16 protein-coding genes are annotated in these 14,792 nt (G+C 70.3%); 12 read left to right on the forward strand and 4 right to left on the reverse strand.

From position 1 onward, the window contains the following. The first annotated feature begins 85 nt into the window (after positions 1–85). Genes EJC51_RS34445 through EJC51_RS34455 form a run of 3 tightly spaced genes read left to right on the forward strand, consistent with a single transcriptional unit; the run spans position 86 to position 1,575 of the window. Positions 86–577 (forward strand): RNA polymerase sigma factor, encoded by a 492-nt coding sequence (locus tag EJC51_RS34445; RefSeq protein ID WP_126274619.1) that lies wholly within the window; start codon positions 86–88, stop codon positions 575–577. Continuing rightward, positions 561–992 carry a hypothetical protein gene (locus tag EJC51_RS34450; RefSeq protein ID WP_126274620.1) on the forward strand — a complete coding sequence of 144 codons (432 nt, stop codon included), beginning with the start codon at positions 561–563 and terminating at the stop codon, positions 990–992. The genes EJC51_RS34445 and EJC51_RS34450 overlap by 17 nt, the downstream gene beginning before the upstream one ends. A gap of 43 nt (positions 993–1,035) precedes the next feature. Continuing rightward, positions 1,036–1,575, forward strand: a complete 540-nt coding sequence (locus EJC51_RS34455; RefSeq protein ID WP_126274621.1) for a hypothetical protein — start codon at positions 1,036–1,038, stop codon at positions 1,573–1,575. Here EJC51_RS34455 and EJC51_RS34460 read toward each other — a convergent pair. Together EJC51_RS34460 and EJC51_RS34465 are read right to left on the reverse strand one after the other, a co-directional pair. Further along, a complete protein-coding gene (locus EJC51_RS34460) occupies positions 1,564–2,253 on the reverse strand; it encodes a glycerophosphodiester phosphodiesterase (RefSeq protein WP_126274622.1) in 690 nt (229 codons plus the stop codon). The genes EJC51_RS34455 and EJC51_RS34460 overlap by 12 nt on opposite strands. 42 nt (positions 2,254–2,295) lie before the next feature. After that, a complete protein-coding gene (locus EJC51_RS34465) occupies positions 2,296–3,357 on the reverse strand; it encodes an adenosine deaminase (RefSeq protein WP_126274623.1) in 1,062 nt (353 codons plus the stop codon). Between the two features lie 151 nt (positions 3,358–3,508). Between EJC51_RS34465 and EJC51_RS49250 the strand changes: the two genes are divergently transcribed. Further along, positions 3,509–4,636, forward strand: a complete 1,128-nt coding sequence (locus EJC51_RS49250; RefSeq protein WP_279631364.1) for a hypothetical protein — start codon at positions 3,509–3,511, stop codon at positions 4,634–4,636. On the opposite strand, the gene EJC51_RS34475 is transcribed toward EJC51_RS49250, so the two are convergent. Next, a complete protein-coding gene (locus tag EJC51_RS34475) occupies positions 4,633–5,205 on the reverse strand; it encodes an NADAR family protein (protein WP_126274624.1) in 573 nt (190 codons plus the stop codon). The genes EJC51_RS49250 and EJC51_RS34475 overlap by 4 nt on opposite strands. Before the next feature lie 212 nt (positions 5,206–5,417). On the opposite strand from EJC51_RS34475, the gene EJC51_RS34480 reads away from it, so the two are divergent. The 8 genes from EJC51_RS34480 to EJC51_RS34515 all read left to right on the forward strand — a co-directional run bounded on the left by EJC51_RS34480 (position 5,418) and on the right by EJC51_RS34515 (position 13,933). Further along, positions 5,418–6,971 carry a gamma-aminobutyraldehyde dehydrogenase gene (locus EJC51_RS34480; RefSeq protein WP_126274625.1) on the forward strand — a complete coding sequence of 518 codons (1,554 nt, stop codon included), beginning with the start codon at positions 5,418–5,420 and terminating at the stop codon, positions 6,969–6,971. Between the two features lie 52 nt (positions 6,972–7,023). Continuing rightward, positions 7,024–8,271, forward strand: coding sequence for an ABC transporter substrate-binding protein (locus EJC51_RS34485; protein WP_126274626.1), 1,248 nt, complete (start codon positions 7,024–7,026; stop codon positions 8,269–8,271). Continuing rightward, positions 8,268–9,431 (forward strand): ABC transporter ATP-binding protein, encoded by a 1,164-nt coding sequence (locus tag EJC51_RS34490; protein WP_126274627.1) that lies wholly within the window; start codon positions 8,268–8,270, stop codon positions 9,429–9,431. Before EJC51_RS34485 ends, EJC51_RS34490 begins: the two co-directional genes overlap by 4 nt. Then, positions 9,431–10,360 carry an ABC transporter permease gene (locus tag EJC51_RS34495; RefSeq protein ID WP_126274628.1) on the forward strand — a complete coding sequence of 310 codons (930 nt, stop codon included), beginning with the start codon at positions 9,431–9,433 and terminating at the stop codon, positions 10,358–10,360. Before EJC51_RS34490 ends, EJC51_RS34495 begins: the two co-directional genes overlap by 1 nt. Continuing rightward, positions 10,361–11,161, forward strand: a complete 801-nt coding sequence (locus EJC51_RS34500) for an ABC transporter permease (protein WP_126274629.1) — start codon at positions 10,361–10,363, stop codon at positions 11,159–11,161. It abuts the gene before it with no gap. Between the two features lie 37 nt (positions 11,162–11,198). Then, entirely contained in the window at positions 11,199–12,626 is a 1,428-nt protein-coding gene (locus tag EJC51_RS34505) for an NAD(P)/FAD-dependent oxidoreductase (RefSeq protein WP_126274630.1), read from the forward strand. A gap of 139 nt (positions 12,627–12,765) precedes the next feature. Continuing rightward, positions 12,766–13,218 (forward strand): hypothetical protein, encoded by a 453-nt coding sequence (locus tag EJC51_RS34510; RefSeq protein ID WP_097269524.1) that lies wholly within the window; start codon positions 12,766–12,768, stop codon positions 13,216–13,218. A gap of 217 nt (positions 13,219–13,435) precedes the next feature. Next, a complete protein-coding gene (locus tag EJC51_RS34515) occupies positions 13,436–13,933 on the forward strand; it encodes a GntR family transcriptional regulator (RefSeq protein ID WP_126274631.1) in 498 nt (165 codons plus the stop codon). Here the strand turns inward: EJC51_RS34515 and EJC51_RS34520 are convergent. Then, positions 13,890–14,708, reverse strand: a complete 819-nt coding sequence (locus EJC51_RS34520) for a phosphatase PAP2 family protein (protein WP_244363502.1) — start codon at positions 14,706–14,708, stop codon at positions 13,890–13,892. The genes EJC51_RS34515 and EJC51_RS34520 overlap by 44 nt on opposite strands. Positions 14,709–14,792: the final 84 nt, after the last annotated feature.

A 14,792-nucleotide genomic window follows, 5' to 3' on the forward strand; every position in this document is an offset into this window, starting at 1 on the left:
CCGGGGTCGCCGGATCCCGCCCCGTCGGAACGCGTGCCGACGGTTCGGGGTCTTCACCCATGAACCCCCCACCCCCTGGAGAACGTTGAAACGGTCCCGAGAGAAGGCGGCGTCCGAGCTGTTCGCCGCGCTCTATCCGCGCCTCGCCGGCTGGTGCCGTCGGCTGGTCGACGACGACGAGACGGCCCACGAGCTCGCCTCGGAGGCGTTCACCAGACTGTGGGCGCGCTGGACCACCGTGGACGAACCGCAGGGCTTTCTCTACGTCACGACGGCCAACCTCGTCCGCGACCACTGGCGCAAGCTGGAGCGCGAGCGCCGGGCCGTGCGCCGGGTCGCCACGGAGGCGGAGCTCGGGCCCCGGGCCGAACCGGTGGACCCCTCGGTACGGTTGCTCGTCCAGTCGCTGCCGGAACGCCTGCGCGTCCCGATCCTCCTGCACTACTACGCCGACATGCCCGTCCGGGAGGTGGCGCTGCTGACCGGACGCAAGGAAGGAACCGTCAAGGCCGACCTCCACGCGGCCCGCGAACTGCTCCGCGCCCACCTGAGGAGGAGTCTTGATCACACCAGCTGACGACGGCCCGGACTTCGACTCCGACGTCCACGCCGGTTTCGACGACCCGATCGCCGTGATCCTGCGTCCCCCGGCCGAGTATCTCGGCCCGCCGCCCGGGCGCTACGAGGCGATCCGCCGGGGCGCCGCCCGGCGCAAGCTGCTGCGGGCCGCCGCCGGGGCGGGACTGGTGTGCGCCGTCGCCGCTCTCGTCGTACTGCCATTGCGTCAGGCGGATTCCGGCGGCCCCGCCGCGCCCACGGTCCCGCTCGCGCCGCCGCCCGCGAGCGTCCCCGCGTCCACTCCCGCGAGCAGCCCGCCGAGCGACTCCGCGGTGCCGTCGGAACCGGCCGGGACCCCTATGCCCTCACCCAGCGCGGTGCCTTCGGGGAGCGTGCCGACCCTCGCGCCTTCCGCGCTCGGGACAGCCCCCTGAAACACTTTTTGAACATGTTCAACTTCAGGCGTACGCTCCTCCCATGAGCGACAGAGCCGCCCTGCTCAAGGGCATCCGTGCCTGGTTGGTCCTCTTCGTCATCTGCCTGGTGCTCAGCGGCGCCACGGCCTTCCCGCTCGTCCACGAACTGCGCTGGACCGAGGAACTGCTGACCCATGTGCCCGCGCCCGACGCCCTGACGGACTGGATCACCCGGGTCCGGCAGGGCCTCGACACCGCCGACGCGGACTATCCCTTCCTCCTCTACGGCACCGACTGGCTGGCCTTCGCCCACCTCGTCATCGCCGTCGCCTTCTACGGCCCTTACCGCGACCCGGTCCGCAACATCTGGGTCGTCGAGTTCGGGATGATCGCCTGCGCCGGCATCGTCCCGCTCGCGCTGATCTGCGGGCCGGTCCGCGGCATCCCGTTCTGGTGGAGCGTCATCGACATGGCGTTCGGGGTCTTCGGGGTCGTACCGCTGTACGTCGTACGGAAGAAGATCAAGCGGCTGGAGGCACTGACCGCCGCCACCGCCACCGCCGCCGACCCGGTGACGGTGGCGCAACGCTCACGCGTGTAGGTCGCGCAGGGCGCAGAGGGCGTCGATGCGGTTCGTCGTGATCGAGTCGACGCCCGCGGCGATCAGGCGGCGCATCGAGCGGACCGTGTCGGGGGTCCACACGGACAGCAGGAAGCCGTCGCGGTGGACGCGCTCGGCGAGGGCCTTGTCGACCAGCGGGAAGCGGTAGTTGAGCCAGCGGGGGCGGACCGCGTCCACCAGCGCGGCGCGCGGTGGGGCCAGGGACGTCCAGGTCAGCGCGATCTCCGCCGCCGGGTCCGCGGCGCGTACGGCGAGCATGGCCGGGGCGCCCGCGCAGTAGTAGACGCGGTCCTCCGCCCCGGCCTCCCGTACGACGTCCACCACCCGGCGGGCCGCCTCCACGTCCGGCGTGCCCGGCAGGTCGAGCATGAGCCGGGCGCCGTCGACCACCGCCAACGCCTCGGCCAGCGTGGGCACCTTGCCGTCCGTGAGGCCGCGGACCTCGTCCGACGACAGGGACAGCAGCGGCCGGTCGTGCTCCCACAGCCGCTTCAGCGTCGCGTCGTGCAGCAGCACGGGGACGCCGTCCCTGGTGAGGCGTACGTCGACCTCGACGGCGTCCGCGCCCAGGCCGAGCGCGGAACGCAGGGAGTCGAGCGTGTTCTCACGGACGCGGTAGGGGTAGCCGCGATGGGCCACTGCGGTCAGCTTCTGCATGCGCCCATTGTGGTGGGCGAGGCGGGGTGCCGTGCGGTCGGCTCAGGGGGCGAGCCACGCCTCGGTGTACGTGTCGATCTCGTCCTTGATCCGCGCCTTGCCCGGCTCGTCGAGGAAGGAGGCGTCGACCGCGTTCTTCGCCAGGTCGGCCAGGCCGCGCTCGTCGAGGTCGAGGAGGCGGGCGGCCACCGCGTACTCGTTGTTGAGGTCGGTGCCGAACATGGGCGGGTCGTCGGAGTTGATCGTGACGACGATCCCGGCCTTCACGAACTCCTTGATCGGGTGCTCGTCGAGCGTGCGTACCGCGCGGGTGGCGATGTTGGAGGTCGGGCACACCTCCAGCGGGATCCGCTCCTCGGCGAGGTGGGCGAGGAGCTTCGGGTCCTGGAAGGAGTTGGTGCCGTGCCCGATGCGCTCGGCGCGCAGGTGGGTGAGGGCGTCCCACACCGTCTCCGGGCCGGTCGTCTCACCGGCGTGCGGGACGGAGTGCAGGCCGGCCGCGATGGCGCGGTCGAAGTACGGCTTGAACTGCGGGCGCGGTACGCCGATCTCGGGGCCGCCGAGCCCGAAGGAGACGAGGCCCTCGGGGCGCAGCCGGTCGTCGGTGGCCAGCCGTGCCGTCTCCTCGGCGGAGACGAGGCCCGCCTCGCCGGGGATGTCGAAGCACCAGCGCAGTACGGTGCCGAACTCGGCCTCGGCCGCCTTGCGGGCGTCCTCGATCGCCTCCATGAACGCCTTCTCGTCGATGCCGCGGCGGGTCGAGGAGTACGGCGTGATGGTCAGCTCGGCGTAGCGCACCTGCTGCCGGGCCAGATCGCGGGCCACCTCGTACGTCAGCAGACGTACGTCCTCCGGCGTGCGGATCAGGTCGACGACGGACAGGTACACCTCGATGAAGTGGGCGAAGTCCGTGAAGGTGAAGTAGTCGGCGAGGGCCTCCAGGTCGCTGGGGACCTTGGAGTCGCTGTGCCGCGCGGCCAGTTCCGAGACGATCCGGGGGGAGGCGGAGCCCACGTGATGGACGTGCAGTTCGGCCTTGGGCAGCGCGGCGATGAACGCGTGCAGATCGCGCGGGATGCTGGGGTCGACAAGGCGGTCGGTCAAGGTTCCTCCCCGGAACGGCGCCCTCGGCCGGCTACGGCGGGGCGCGGGTGATCGGCTGATCGGTGACTCGGGGATCATCGTAGGCCGCCCCCGCGGGGGAGATGCCCTGGCCGTAGCATGACGGGGCATCCGAACCGAGGGGAACCCACGCATGTCCGACGAGGCGCAGACCCCGGACCCGACCCGGGACCGGTCGACCTCGTCGCGGGCACCCGAGATGGGGCCGGCCAGGCCGGACGGGGAGGCCGTCGGCAGGGCGTCGGTCGAGCCGGACCCCTGGGCACCGCCGGCCGATGACGCGGGGGCGGTGCCTACGGTGTCCGTGGAGGACGTGCCGCTGTCGGGGGACGGTTCGGGTTCGCCGGGCGCTGCCGGTGGACCCGGGGGCACCGTCGTTTCCCTGCCCGACGGTCCGCTCTCCTGGCCGCCTCCGTCCGTCCACGACCAGCAGACGGTCACGTCGATGCCGGGGGCGGACGGGGTGCCCCCGGGGCCCGCCGCCACACCGACGGAAGACAGCGGCGTACCCGCACCGCAGCCATGGGCCAACCCCTTCGCCGCGCCCGGCGCTCCGAGCACGCCGAGCACGCCGGGGGACGGCGCCGCACATCCCTTCGCCCCGCCGCACGCCTCGACCCCTCCGGCCGGGACGGCCCAGCCCAACCCCTTCGCCGCACCCCAAGCCCCGTCGCCCTCGAACCCCTTCGCCGCACCGCAAGCCGCGTCGGCCTCGACCCCCTTCGCCGCACCCACCGGCCCGGCCGGCCCCGCCCCCTTCACCTCACCGTCCCCCGCAACCCCGCCGAACCCCTTCGCACCCCCCGCCGGCCCCACGGGCCCCACCGGCCCGCCCCCCTACGCCCAGGGCGCCGCCGTCCCCCCGCCCCCCATCGCCCCGGACGGCCCCGGTCAGGTGCCCTACGGCTATCCGGGCGGCGGCTACGGCTACCCCGGCCAGCCGCAGGGTTACCCGGCGCAAGCCCAGGGTTACCCGGGCCAGCACCAGGGCTATTACGGCTGGCCCGGCACGCAGCCGCTGCCCGCCAACGGCATGGGCACCGCCGGGCTCGTGCTCGGCATCCTCTCGGCGATCGTGTTCTGCCTGTGGCCGGTGGCCATCGTCCTGGGCATCCTCGGCGTGATCTTCGGCTCGATCGGCCGCGGCAAGGCGAGCAAGGGCATGGCCACCAACGCCGGTCAGGCCCTGGCCGGGATCATCTGCGGAGCCGCCGGGATCGTGCTGGGCGTGGGGATGCTCGTCCTCCTCGTAGTGACCTAGGCGGACTGGCCCGCCCCGGCCCGCAACCGCCCCCGCGCCTCCATCAGCGCGAACCCCAACAGGTTCGGCCCCCGCCACCGCTCCGGATCCGACGCCGCCTCGTCCGTCGCCGCCAGGCCGATGCCCCACACCCGGTCCACCGGGCTGGCCTCCACCAGCACCCGCTCCCCGGTGCTCAGCAGGAACTCCCGCAGCCGGGCGTCGGAGGCGAACTTGTGGACGCTGCCCTCGACGACGATCCCGAAGCGCTCGCGCTGCCAGATCTCCTCGTCGAAGTCCCGGACCAGGCGGCCGGCCTTCTTCGCCAGCGACGGATGGCCCGCCGCCAGCACCCGCCGCTCCGCCTCCGCGTCGCCGAACAGCCGCGCCTTGCCGGCCATCATCCAGTGCTCGGCCGTCTCATACGTCACTCCGTCCACCACGAACCGTGACGGCCACCACTGGCTCAGACAGCTCGCGCCGATGCGGCCGTCGGGCAAGGGCCGGTGTCCCCAGAAGTGGAGGTACTTGACTCTCGCCCCTGCCGCGACCGCCCTGACCAGCGCGTCCCGAGAATCGATCTTCGTCATGCATGCGAGTCTGGCAGGCGCCACTGACACTCCGTCCTTCCTTTTCCTCCCTCGCTCGACACCTGGTCGACAGATTCCGTCGCGTAACCAAAAGGCAACAACGGAATCACTTGTTGGACGGCATTTGCTCTGTCAGGATCGGCACTCAAATCGAGCTGGAGCTACGCCCACCGCCTGTGAACACGGGTCGGCGGCGGAGGAGAGCGAGCGACATGCACAACCCGGGCAACGCCACCCCGGAAACCCCCGGCATCTCGGACCGGTTCCCCGCGCAGGAGCGCCTCGCGGACGGTGCGCAGTTCATCGCGGGCCGGCTGACCAAGGGCACCTCCGGTCGGACGCACGCGGTCGTCGACCCGTCGACCGGCGAGGAGGTGTACACGTACGAGCTGGCCGGCCCGGCGGACGTGGACGCGGCCGTCGCCGCCGCCCGCGCGGCGTTCCCCGGCTGGGCGGCCACCACCCCCGGTGAGCGCTCCGACGCCCTGCACCGCTTCGCCGCCGTCCTCGCCGAGCGGGCCGAGGAATTCGCCCGCGCGGAGTCCCTCCAGTGCGGCAAGCCGCTGAAGCTGACCCGTGAGTTCGACGTCCCGGGGACCATCGACAACACGGCCTTCTTCGCCGGTGCCGCACGGCACCTCCAGGGGCAGTCCGCCGGGGAGTACTCCGGTGACCACACGTCGTACGTGCGGCGGGAGCCGATCGGTGTCGTCGGGTCCATCGCGCCCTGGAACTATCCGTTGCAGATGGCCGCCTGGAAGATCCTTCCGGCCGTCGCCGCCGGTAACACCATCGTCCTCAAGCCCGCCGAGCTCACGCCCCTGACCTCGCTGCTGTTCGCGCAGGCGGCCACCGACGCCGGCATCCCCGACGGTGTCATCAACATCGTCACCGGGACGGGCAAGGAGGCCGGCGAGCATCTCGTGGGCCACCCCGCCGTCGCCATGACCTCCTTCACCGGGTCCACGGCGGTGGGGAAGCGCGTCGCCGAGATCGCCACCGCGACCGTCAAGCGCATCCATCTGGAGCTGGGCGGCAAGGCGCCCTTCGTCGTCTTCGACGACGCCGACCTGGACGCCGCCGTCAACGGCGCGGTCGCCGGCGCGCTCATCAACACCGGCCAGGACTGCACCGCCGCCACGCGCGCGTACGTGCAGCGGCCCCTCTACGAGGCGTTCGTCGAGAAGACGGCCGCTCTCATGGAGACCGTGCGGCTGGGTGACCCCTTCGCCGCCGGCACCGACCTCGGCCCGCTCATCTCGCACGTCCAGCGGGACCGGGTCGCCGCCTTCGTCGACCGTGCGCGCGCCTACGCGCGCGTGGTGACCGGCGGCGAGACACCGGAAGGGGAGCTCGCCAAGGGCGCCTACTACCGGCCCACCCTCGTCGCCGACGCCGCCCAGGACAGTGAGATCGTCCAGTCCGAGCTCTTCGGGCCGGTCCTGGTCGTCCTGCCCTTCGACAGCGACGACGAGGGGATCGCGCTCGCCAACGACACCCCGTACGGACTCGCGGCCTCCGCCTGGAGCCGGGACGTCTACCGGGCGAACCGGGCGACCCGCGAGATCAAGGCGGGGTGTGTGTGGGTCAACGACCACATCCCGATCATCAGCGAGATGCCCCACGGCGGCTACAAGGCGTCCGGCTTCGGCAAGGACATGTCCTCGTACTCGTTCGAGGAGTACACCCAGATCAAGCACGTCATGTTCGACAATACGGCGGTCGCCAGGAAGGACTGGCACCGCACGATCTTCGGGGACCGTTAGCTGAATCAGGCCGCCCGACCCGCGGCCGACCCTCCGAAAGGGCACCACGCGCATGGAGCAGTACGAGCCCGACCGCCTGAGCCCGGCCCAAGTGGCCGCCATACGGCGCAGCTTCCGCAATGGCCGGGCCGCCATGACCCGGCGTTCCTTGCTGCGCGCCTCCGCGGGCGGCGCGCTCGCGGTCGGCGGCCTCGGGGCGCTGACCGGCTGCGGCATCCCCGCGGCCGGCAACACCCAGGGCGGCGTCTCCGCAGAGGACCACTCGGCCAAGGAGAAGGTCGTCAACTTCTCCAACTGGACCGAGTACATCGACGTGGACGAGAGCGAGAAGCACCACCCCACGCTCGACCAGTTCAAGAAGCGGACCGGTATCTCGGTCAAGTACACCGAGGACATCAACGACAACGTCGAGTTCTTCGGCAAGATCAAGCCGCAGCTCGCGGCGGGCCAGGACACCGGCCGCGACATCATCGTCCTCACCGACTGGCTCGCGGCCCGCCTCATCCGCCTCGGCTGGGTCCAGAAACTGGACGCCTCCAACCTGCCGCACGCCTACGCCAACCTGTCGGCCCAGTTCCGTGACCCCGACTGGGACCCGGGACGCGCGTACTCGTACGTCTGGCAGGGCATCTCGACCGTCATCGCCTACAACAAGAAGGCGCTGGACGGCGTCGAGGTGAAGTCGGTCTCCGACCTGCTCGACAACCCCAAGCTCAAGGGGCGCGTCGGCTTCCTCTCCGAGATGCGTGACAGCGTCGGCATGACCCTGCTCGACATGGGCAAGGACCCGGCGAACTTCACCGCCGACGACTACGACGCGGCGATCGCCCGGATGCAGAAGGCCGTCGACAAGGGCCAGATCCGCCGCTTCACCGGCAACGACTACACCTCCGACCTGACCAGCGGCGACTTCGCGGCCTGTATCGCCTGGGCCGGTGACGTCGTCCAGCTGAAGGCCGACAGCCCGGACATCGACTTCATCATCCCGGACAGCGGATACATGACGTCGACCGACAACTTCCTGATCCCGAACAAGGCCCGGCACAAGACGAACGCCGAGCGGCTCATCGACTTCTACTACGAGCCCCAGCCGGCCGCCGAACTCGCCGCGTACATCAACTACGTGTCGCCGGTCGACGGGGTGAAGGCCGAGCTGGCGAAGATCGACCCGGATGCGGCGAACAACCCGCTGATCATCCCGGACAAGGCCATGGCCGCGAAGTCTCACGCCTTCCGCTCGCTGAGCTCGAAGGAAGAGACCGAGTTCGAGCAGAAGTTCGCGAAGCTGACTGGGGCGTGACCACCGTGACGAACAAGAACGAAACCGGCGGGGACGTCCGCCTCTCGGGCATCAGCAAGACGTACGACAACGGCTTCACGGCCGTACAGCCGCTGGACCTGACCGTGCCGCAGGGCTCCTTCTTCGCCCTGCTCGGTGCCTCCGGCTGCGGCAAGACCACCACCCTGCGGATGATCGCGGGCCTGGAGGAGCCGACGACCGGCACCGTGTTCCTCGGTGACCAGGAGGTCACCCACCTGCCGCCCTACAAGCGGCCGGTGAACACCGTCTTCCAGTCGTACGCCCTCTTCCCGCACCTCGACATCTTCGAGAACGTCGCCTTCGGTCTGCGCCGGCGTGGCATCAAGAGCGTCAAGAAGCAGGTCGAGGACATGCTGGAGCTCGTCCAGCTCGGTGAGCAGGCCCGCAAGAAGCCGCACCAGCTCTCCGGCGGCCAGCAGCAGCGGGTCGCCGTCGCCCGTGCCCTCATCAACCACCCCAAGGTGCTCCTCCTCGACGAGCCCCTCGGCGCCCTCGACCTCAAGCTGCGCCGCCAGATGCAGCTGGAGCTCAAGCGCATCCAGACCGAGGTCGGCATCACCTTCGTGCATGTCACGCACGACCAGGAGGAGGCCATGACCATGGCCGACACGGTCGCCGTGATGAACGCGGGGCGGGTGGAGCAGCTCGGCTCGCCGAGCGACCTGTACGAGAACCCGCAGACGACGTTCGTCGCCAACTTCCTCGGCACCTCCAACCTCATCGAGGCCGAGGTCGACACGAAGAACGGCGACGACATCGTGTTGAAGGCCGGCGGCGGCAAGCTGGTGCTGCCCGAGTCGCGATGTTCCGCGCCCACGACGACCGGCGGCAAGGTGCTGGTCGGCGTCCGCCCGGAGAAGATCTCCCTCACCCACGCCGACGACGCGGGCGAGATCCCGGAGGGCCGCAACCGCATCACCGGCAAGATCGCCCACAGCAGTTTCATCGGCGTCTCCACGCAGTACGTCATCGACAGCGCGGTCTGCCCCGAGTTCGAGGTCTACGTCCAGAACATCGAGCGGGACTCCCGGCTGACCCCCGGCGCCGACGTCGTCCTGCACTGGAGCCCGGCGCACACCTTCGGCCTCGACGCCGCCCAGGACATCGACGCCGGTGTCGAGGAAGGGGCGGCGGCCTGATGGCGACGCTGACGGAGGCGCCGCCGCCTCTCGCCCCGACCGCACCGGAGAAGAAGCCCCCGCGCAAGCGGGGCCGGCTCGTGCCGTACTGGCTGCTGCTGCCCGGCATGCTGTGGCTGGTCGTCTTCTTCGCGCTGCCGATGGTCTACCAGGCCTCCACGTCCGTGCAGACGGGCTCCCTGGAGGAGGGCTACAAGGTCACCTGGCACTTCGCCACCTACTGGGACGCCCTGTCCGAGTACTGGCCGCAGTACCTGCGCTCGATCCTCTACGCCGGCTCGGCGACGATCCTCTGCCTGGTCCTCGGCTACCCGCTCGCGTACCTCATCGCCTTCCGGGCGGGCCGCTGGCGGAACCTGATCATGATCCTGGTGATCGCGCCGTTCTTCACCAGCTTCCTGATCCGCACCCTCGCCTGGAAGACGATCCTCGCGGACGGCGGCCCGGTCGTCGGAGCCCTGAACTCGCTGCACGTCCTGGACGTCACCAGCTGGCTCGGCTGGACCACCGGCGACCGGGTGCTGGCCACCCCGCTGGCGGTCGTCTGCGGTCTGACGTACAACTTCCTGCCGTTCATGATCCTGCCGCTCTACACCTCGCTGGAACGCATCGACACCCGCCTCCACGAGGCCGCCGGCGACCTGTACGCCAAGCCGGTCACCACGTTCCGCAAGGTGACCTTCCCGCTGTCGATGCCGGGCGTCGTCTCCGGCACGCTGCTGACGTTCATCCCGGCGGCCGGTGACTACGTCAACGCCGATCTGCTCGGCTCCACGGACACCCGCATGGTCGGAAACGTCATCCAGTCGCAGTTCCTGCGCATTCTCGACTACCCGACAGCGGCCGCGCTCTCCTTCATTCTCATGGCCGCCATTCTCGTGATGGTCACCGTCTACATCCGCAAGTCCGGGACGGAGGATCTGGTTTAGATGGCCTTCGTCAACTGGCTCAAGCGCAATCTCGTCGTCATCGCGGGACTGCTGACGCTCGGATATCTCCTGCTGCCGAACGTCGTCGTCACGGTGTTCTCCTTCAACAAACCGAAGGGGCGCTTCAACTACGAATGGCAGCAGTTCTCCACGGACGCCTGGAAAGACCCGTGCGGCGTCGCCGGCATGTGCGGCTCGCTGTCGATCAGCCTCCGGATCGCGGCGTTCGCGACGATCGGCGCCACCGTCCTCGGCACGATGATCGCCTTCGCCCTGGTCCGCTACCGGTTCCGCGCCCGCGGCGCCGTGAACTCGCTGATCTTCCTGCCGATGGCGATGCCCGAGGTCGTCATGGCCGCCTCGCTGCTCACCCTGTTCCTCAACATGGGCGCGCAGCTGGGCTTCTGGACGATCCTCATCGCCCACATCATGTTCTGCCTGAGCTTCGTGGTGACGGCGGTGAAGGCACGCGTGATGTCGATGGACCCGCGTCTCGAACAGGCGGCCCAGGACCTCTACGCGGGCCCGTTCCAGACCTTCGTCCGGGTCACCCTGCCGATCGCCGCCCCCGGAATCGCGGCGGGCGCGCTGCTCGCCTTCGCGCTCTCCTTCGACGATTTCATCATCACCAATTTCAACGCGGGCTCGACCGTCACCTTCCCCATGTTCGTCTGGGGCTCGGCACAGCGCGGTACGCCCGTTCAGATCAACGTGATCGGTACGGCCATGTTCCTGGTCGCCGTACTGCTGGTCCTGACCTCTATGGTCGTCACCAGTCGCCGTAACAAGCAAAAGGCGTAAGCCTTTACCGCGCAACGCTCTGTAGGGAGTTGAAATCATGGCCCCAAGCGCCATGAGCCGTGGCAGTCATTCGATCAAGGCACTTTCCGAAGCCCAGCCGGTCCCGTACTGGCTGGACGACCCCGGCAAGCCCCACCCCGAGCCCGCCCTCACCGGCCCCGAGACCTGCGACCTGCTGGTCGTCGGCGGCGGCTACAGCGGACTGTGGACCGCGCTCCTCGCCAAGGAGCGCGACCCGCGGCGGGACGTGGTCCTGCTGGAGGGCCGCGAGGTGGGCTGGGCCGCCTCGGGCCGCAACGGCGGCTTCTGCGCCGCCTCCCTCACCCACGGTCTGGGCAACGGGCTGACCCGCTGGCCGGACGAGATCCACCGGCTGGAGGAGCTGGGCGCCCGCAACCTCGACGAGATCGAGAAGGCGGTCGCCCGCTACTCCCTCGACTGCGACTTCGAGCGCACCGGCGAGATCGACGTCGCCACCGAGACGTACCAGGCGTGGGAACTGCGCGACTGGTACGAGGAGATGCAGCGCCAGGGCCTCGCCGAGGGCGTGGAGTTCCTGGACGCGGAGGCGGTGCGGGAACAGGTCGACTCGCCGACCTTCCAGGCGGGGCTGTACGACCGCCGGGGCGTCGCCATGCTCAACCCGGCCAAGCTGGCCTGGGGTCTGAAGCGGGCCTGTGTGCAGCTCGGCGTCCGCGTCTACGAGCACACCCCCGCCCTGACCCTGAAGCCGTACGGCGCCGGCATGGCCGTACGCACCCCCTACGGGTCGGTCCGGGCCCGGAAGGTCGCGCTCGGCACCAACATCTTCCCCAACCTGGTCAAGCGCGTGCGCTCGTACACCGTCCCGGTCTACGACTACGCGCTGATGACCGAGCCGCTCACCGACGACCAGCTCAAGGAGATCGGCTGGCGGAACCGGCAGGGCCTCGGGGACTCGGCCAACCAGTTCCACTACTTCCGGCTCTCCGCCGACAACCGGATCCTGTGGGGCGGTTACGACGCCGTCTACCAGTACGGCGGCCGGGTGCGCGCCGAGTACGACGACCGGCCGGAGACCTACGCCAAGCTCGCCGACCACTTCTTCACCTGCTTCCCGCAGCTTGAGGGCGTCCGGTTCACCCACGCGTGGGGCGGCGCGATCGACACCTGCTCGCGCTTCTCGGCCTTCTTCGGGACCGCCCACCACGGCAACGTCGCCTATGCGGCGGGCTATACGGGCCTCGGTGTCGGCGCGACCCGGTTCGGCGCGGACGTGATGCTGGACCTGCTGGCGGGGGAGACCACCGAGCGGACCTCCCTGGAGATGGTCCGCAAGAAGCCGCTGCCGTTCCCGCCCGAGCCGTTCGCCTGGACCGGCATCGCGCTGACCAAGTGGTCGCTGGCGCGGGCGGACTCGCACGGCGGCCGGCGCAACCTGTGGCTGAAGACCATGGACCGGCTGGGGCTGGGCTTCGACAGCTGACCCCGCTCATGCGGGGGGCGCATTCAGGGTGTGACCCAGTTCACTTCAACAAAATGCCGAAACCCGCGTAATGCCTGCCCAGGACCTCCCTCTCCCTCGTGACGCGCTCCGCGTCCACGTAGGAAAGGGAGGTCCCCTCATGACTGGGGCGAAGACGGCGGTCGAGTGGCTGGCATCGGTGGCTCCGGATCCCGAGGCCTGCCGCTGGGAGTGGGAACGCAACCCCCTCGGGGTCGCGTTGCTGCCCGCCGGCAAGGCCTGGGACGTGCTCATCCTGCCGGGCGAGCTCGGCTATCCCACGCTCGACGTCCTCACCCGCATCATCGACCAGCCCGGCCCGGTGCTGGTCGACTTCGGCGACGCGCGGATGGGGTTCCTGGTGCCGCCCGGCACCGCCGCGCGCTGGGTCGGCACGGGGATCCGCACGGCCGGTGCGGGCACCTGGATCGTCGTGCCGTATCCCGGACGCTCCACCGGCGGGGTCCGCTGGCTGGTCCCGCCGGACGGCTCCGGCACCCTCACCGATCCGGCGCTCCTCGAACTGGCGATGCACGAGGCGGCGGCGGGGCTGGCCACGGACGACGAAGGCTGACCGTCCGACGGGCGCACCGTCACACGGCTGTCGCACTCCCCCTTCCCGACAGCACACCGTGACTCCGTGACGCCTCGTCGCACGTCCTTCGTCCGACATCTCGTCGGCCGCCCGTGCGGCCGACGCGGACAACTGTTCGGAGAAGGTGTCCCCGGCTGTCCTCAGCCGACTACTTTGATACGGCCGGAATCCTGACGACGCGAAGGAGCCGGGCCGTATGACCGACATAGACAGCCAGTTCCTGCGCGGCCTGTTCGACGAGGAAGGCAGCCTCTACGCGGGGCGCGGGACGGCGCTGTACCGCCTCTACGGCGTCGAGGGCCTGCTGTACGTCGGCATCTCGACCTGTCCGCTCACCCGGGTCCGCACCCATCTGCGGGACAAGCCGTGGGGTCCCGATGTCATCGGCATCAGGATCGAGTACCCGGCCGACGCGGCGGCGGCCGAGCGCGACGCCATCAGGGCGGAGCGGCCTCGCCACAACGACACGTACAACGGCCGCCCCGAGGAGAGCTGGACCCGGCTGGCCGACCGTCTCTGCGCCGACATCACGGCGGGCCGCATGCTCCCGGGCGAACGGCTGCCCAGCCCCAGGAAGCTCGCCGCCTCGGAAGGCGTCGCGGTGTGGGTCGGTGAGCGCGCCTACCAGGTGCTCAGGGAACGCGGGCTGGTCAGGAGTGTTCCGCGGAAGGGCTGGATCGTGGCCGCCGGTTGAGGAAGAGCCACAGCGACCCGAGCAGCACCGCGCACAGGAACCAGCTGGCGACGACGTCCAGCGGCCAGTGGTAACCGCGCCGGACCAGCCCGAAGGAGACGCCGAGCACGGCGAGCGCGCAGAGCGCGACGAGGGCGCGGCGGGCCCACGCGGTCCGGAGCCACGGCAGGAGCAGCAGCGTCGCGGAGCCGTACGCGACGGCGGCCGTGGCGGTGTGGCCCGAGGGGAAGTAGCCGGGTCCGGGCGGCATGACAGGGGTGCCGTGGCGGGCGGTCAGTTCCTTGAGCGGAACGATCAGGGCCGGGACCAGGGCCATCAGAACGGCCCCTGCGGTGGCCGGCACCCACCAGCGGTCTGTACCGGTACGCCGCGCGCGCAGCGCCACGTACACCAGGACGACGGCGAGGATCGGCACCGCCACCTGGATGTTGCCGAGGTCGGCGAGGAGTTCGGAGGCGCGGTCCGGGTGCAGGAGGGCGCGGCTGACGCGCTCGTCCAGGCGGAGCAGGGGGCCGTCGGCCACGACCTGCCAGGTGATCAGCGCGAGGAGGAGGGCCGGAAGCCCGAGAAGGAGGAGAAAGAAGGAGGTCGGCCGCCCCGGAACAGGGGGGGTGGTTCCGGGGCGGCCGTCCGGACCGGATCGTCGCGCGCCCCGGGGGGTTTGGGGCGCGTGACCGTCCGATCGGTGAGGAGATCCGAAGCCGGAGGCTCCGGTTGTGTGCGCGAGGGCACGACCAGGTCGAAGCTGGGGAGGCCCCGGCCTGATGTCGCCCACAGTCCCCTGTGGGCGGGGTGTATCTCTCATCTGGGTAGAACCTACGGCAGCGAGCAGGCGTCTGACAGCCGGAACCGGGTCCTG

Origin of the sequence: Streptomyces aquilus, assembly GCF_003955715.1 — a bacterium.
Classification (GTDB): Bacteria; Actinomycetota; Actinomycetes; order Streptomycetales; family Streptomycetaceae; genus Streptomyces; species Streptomyces aquilus.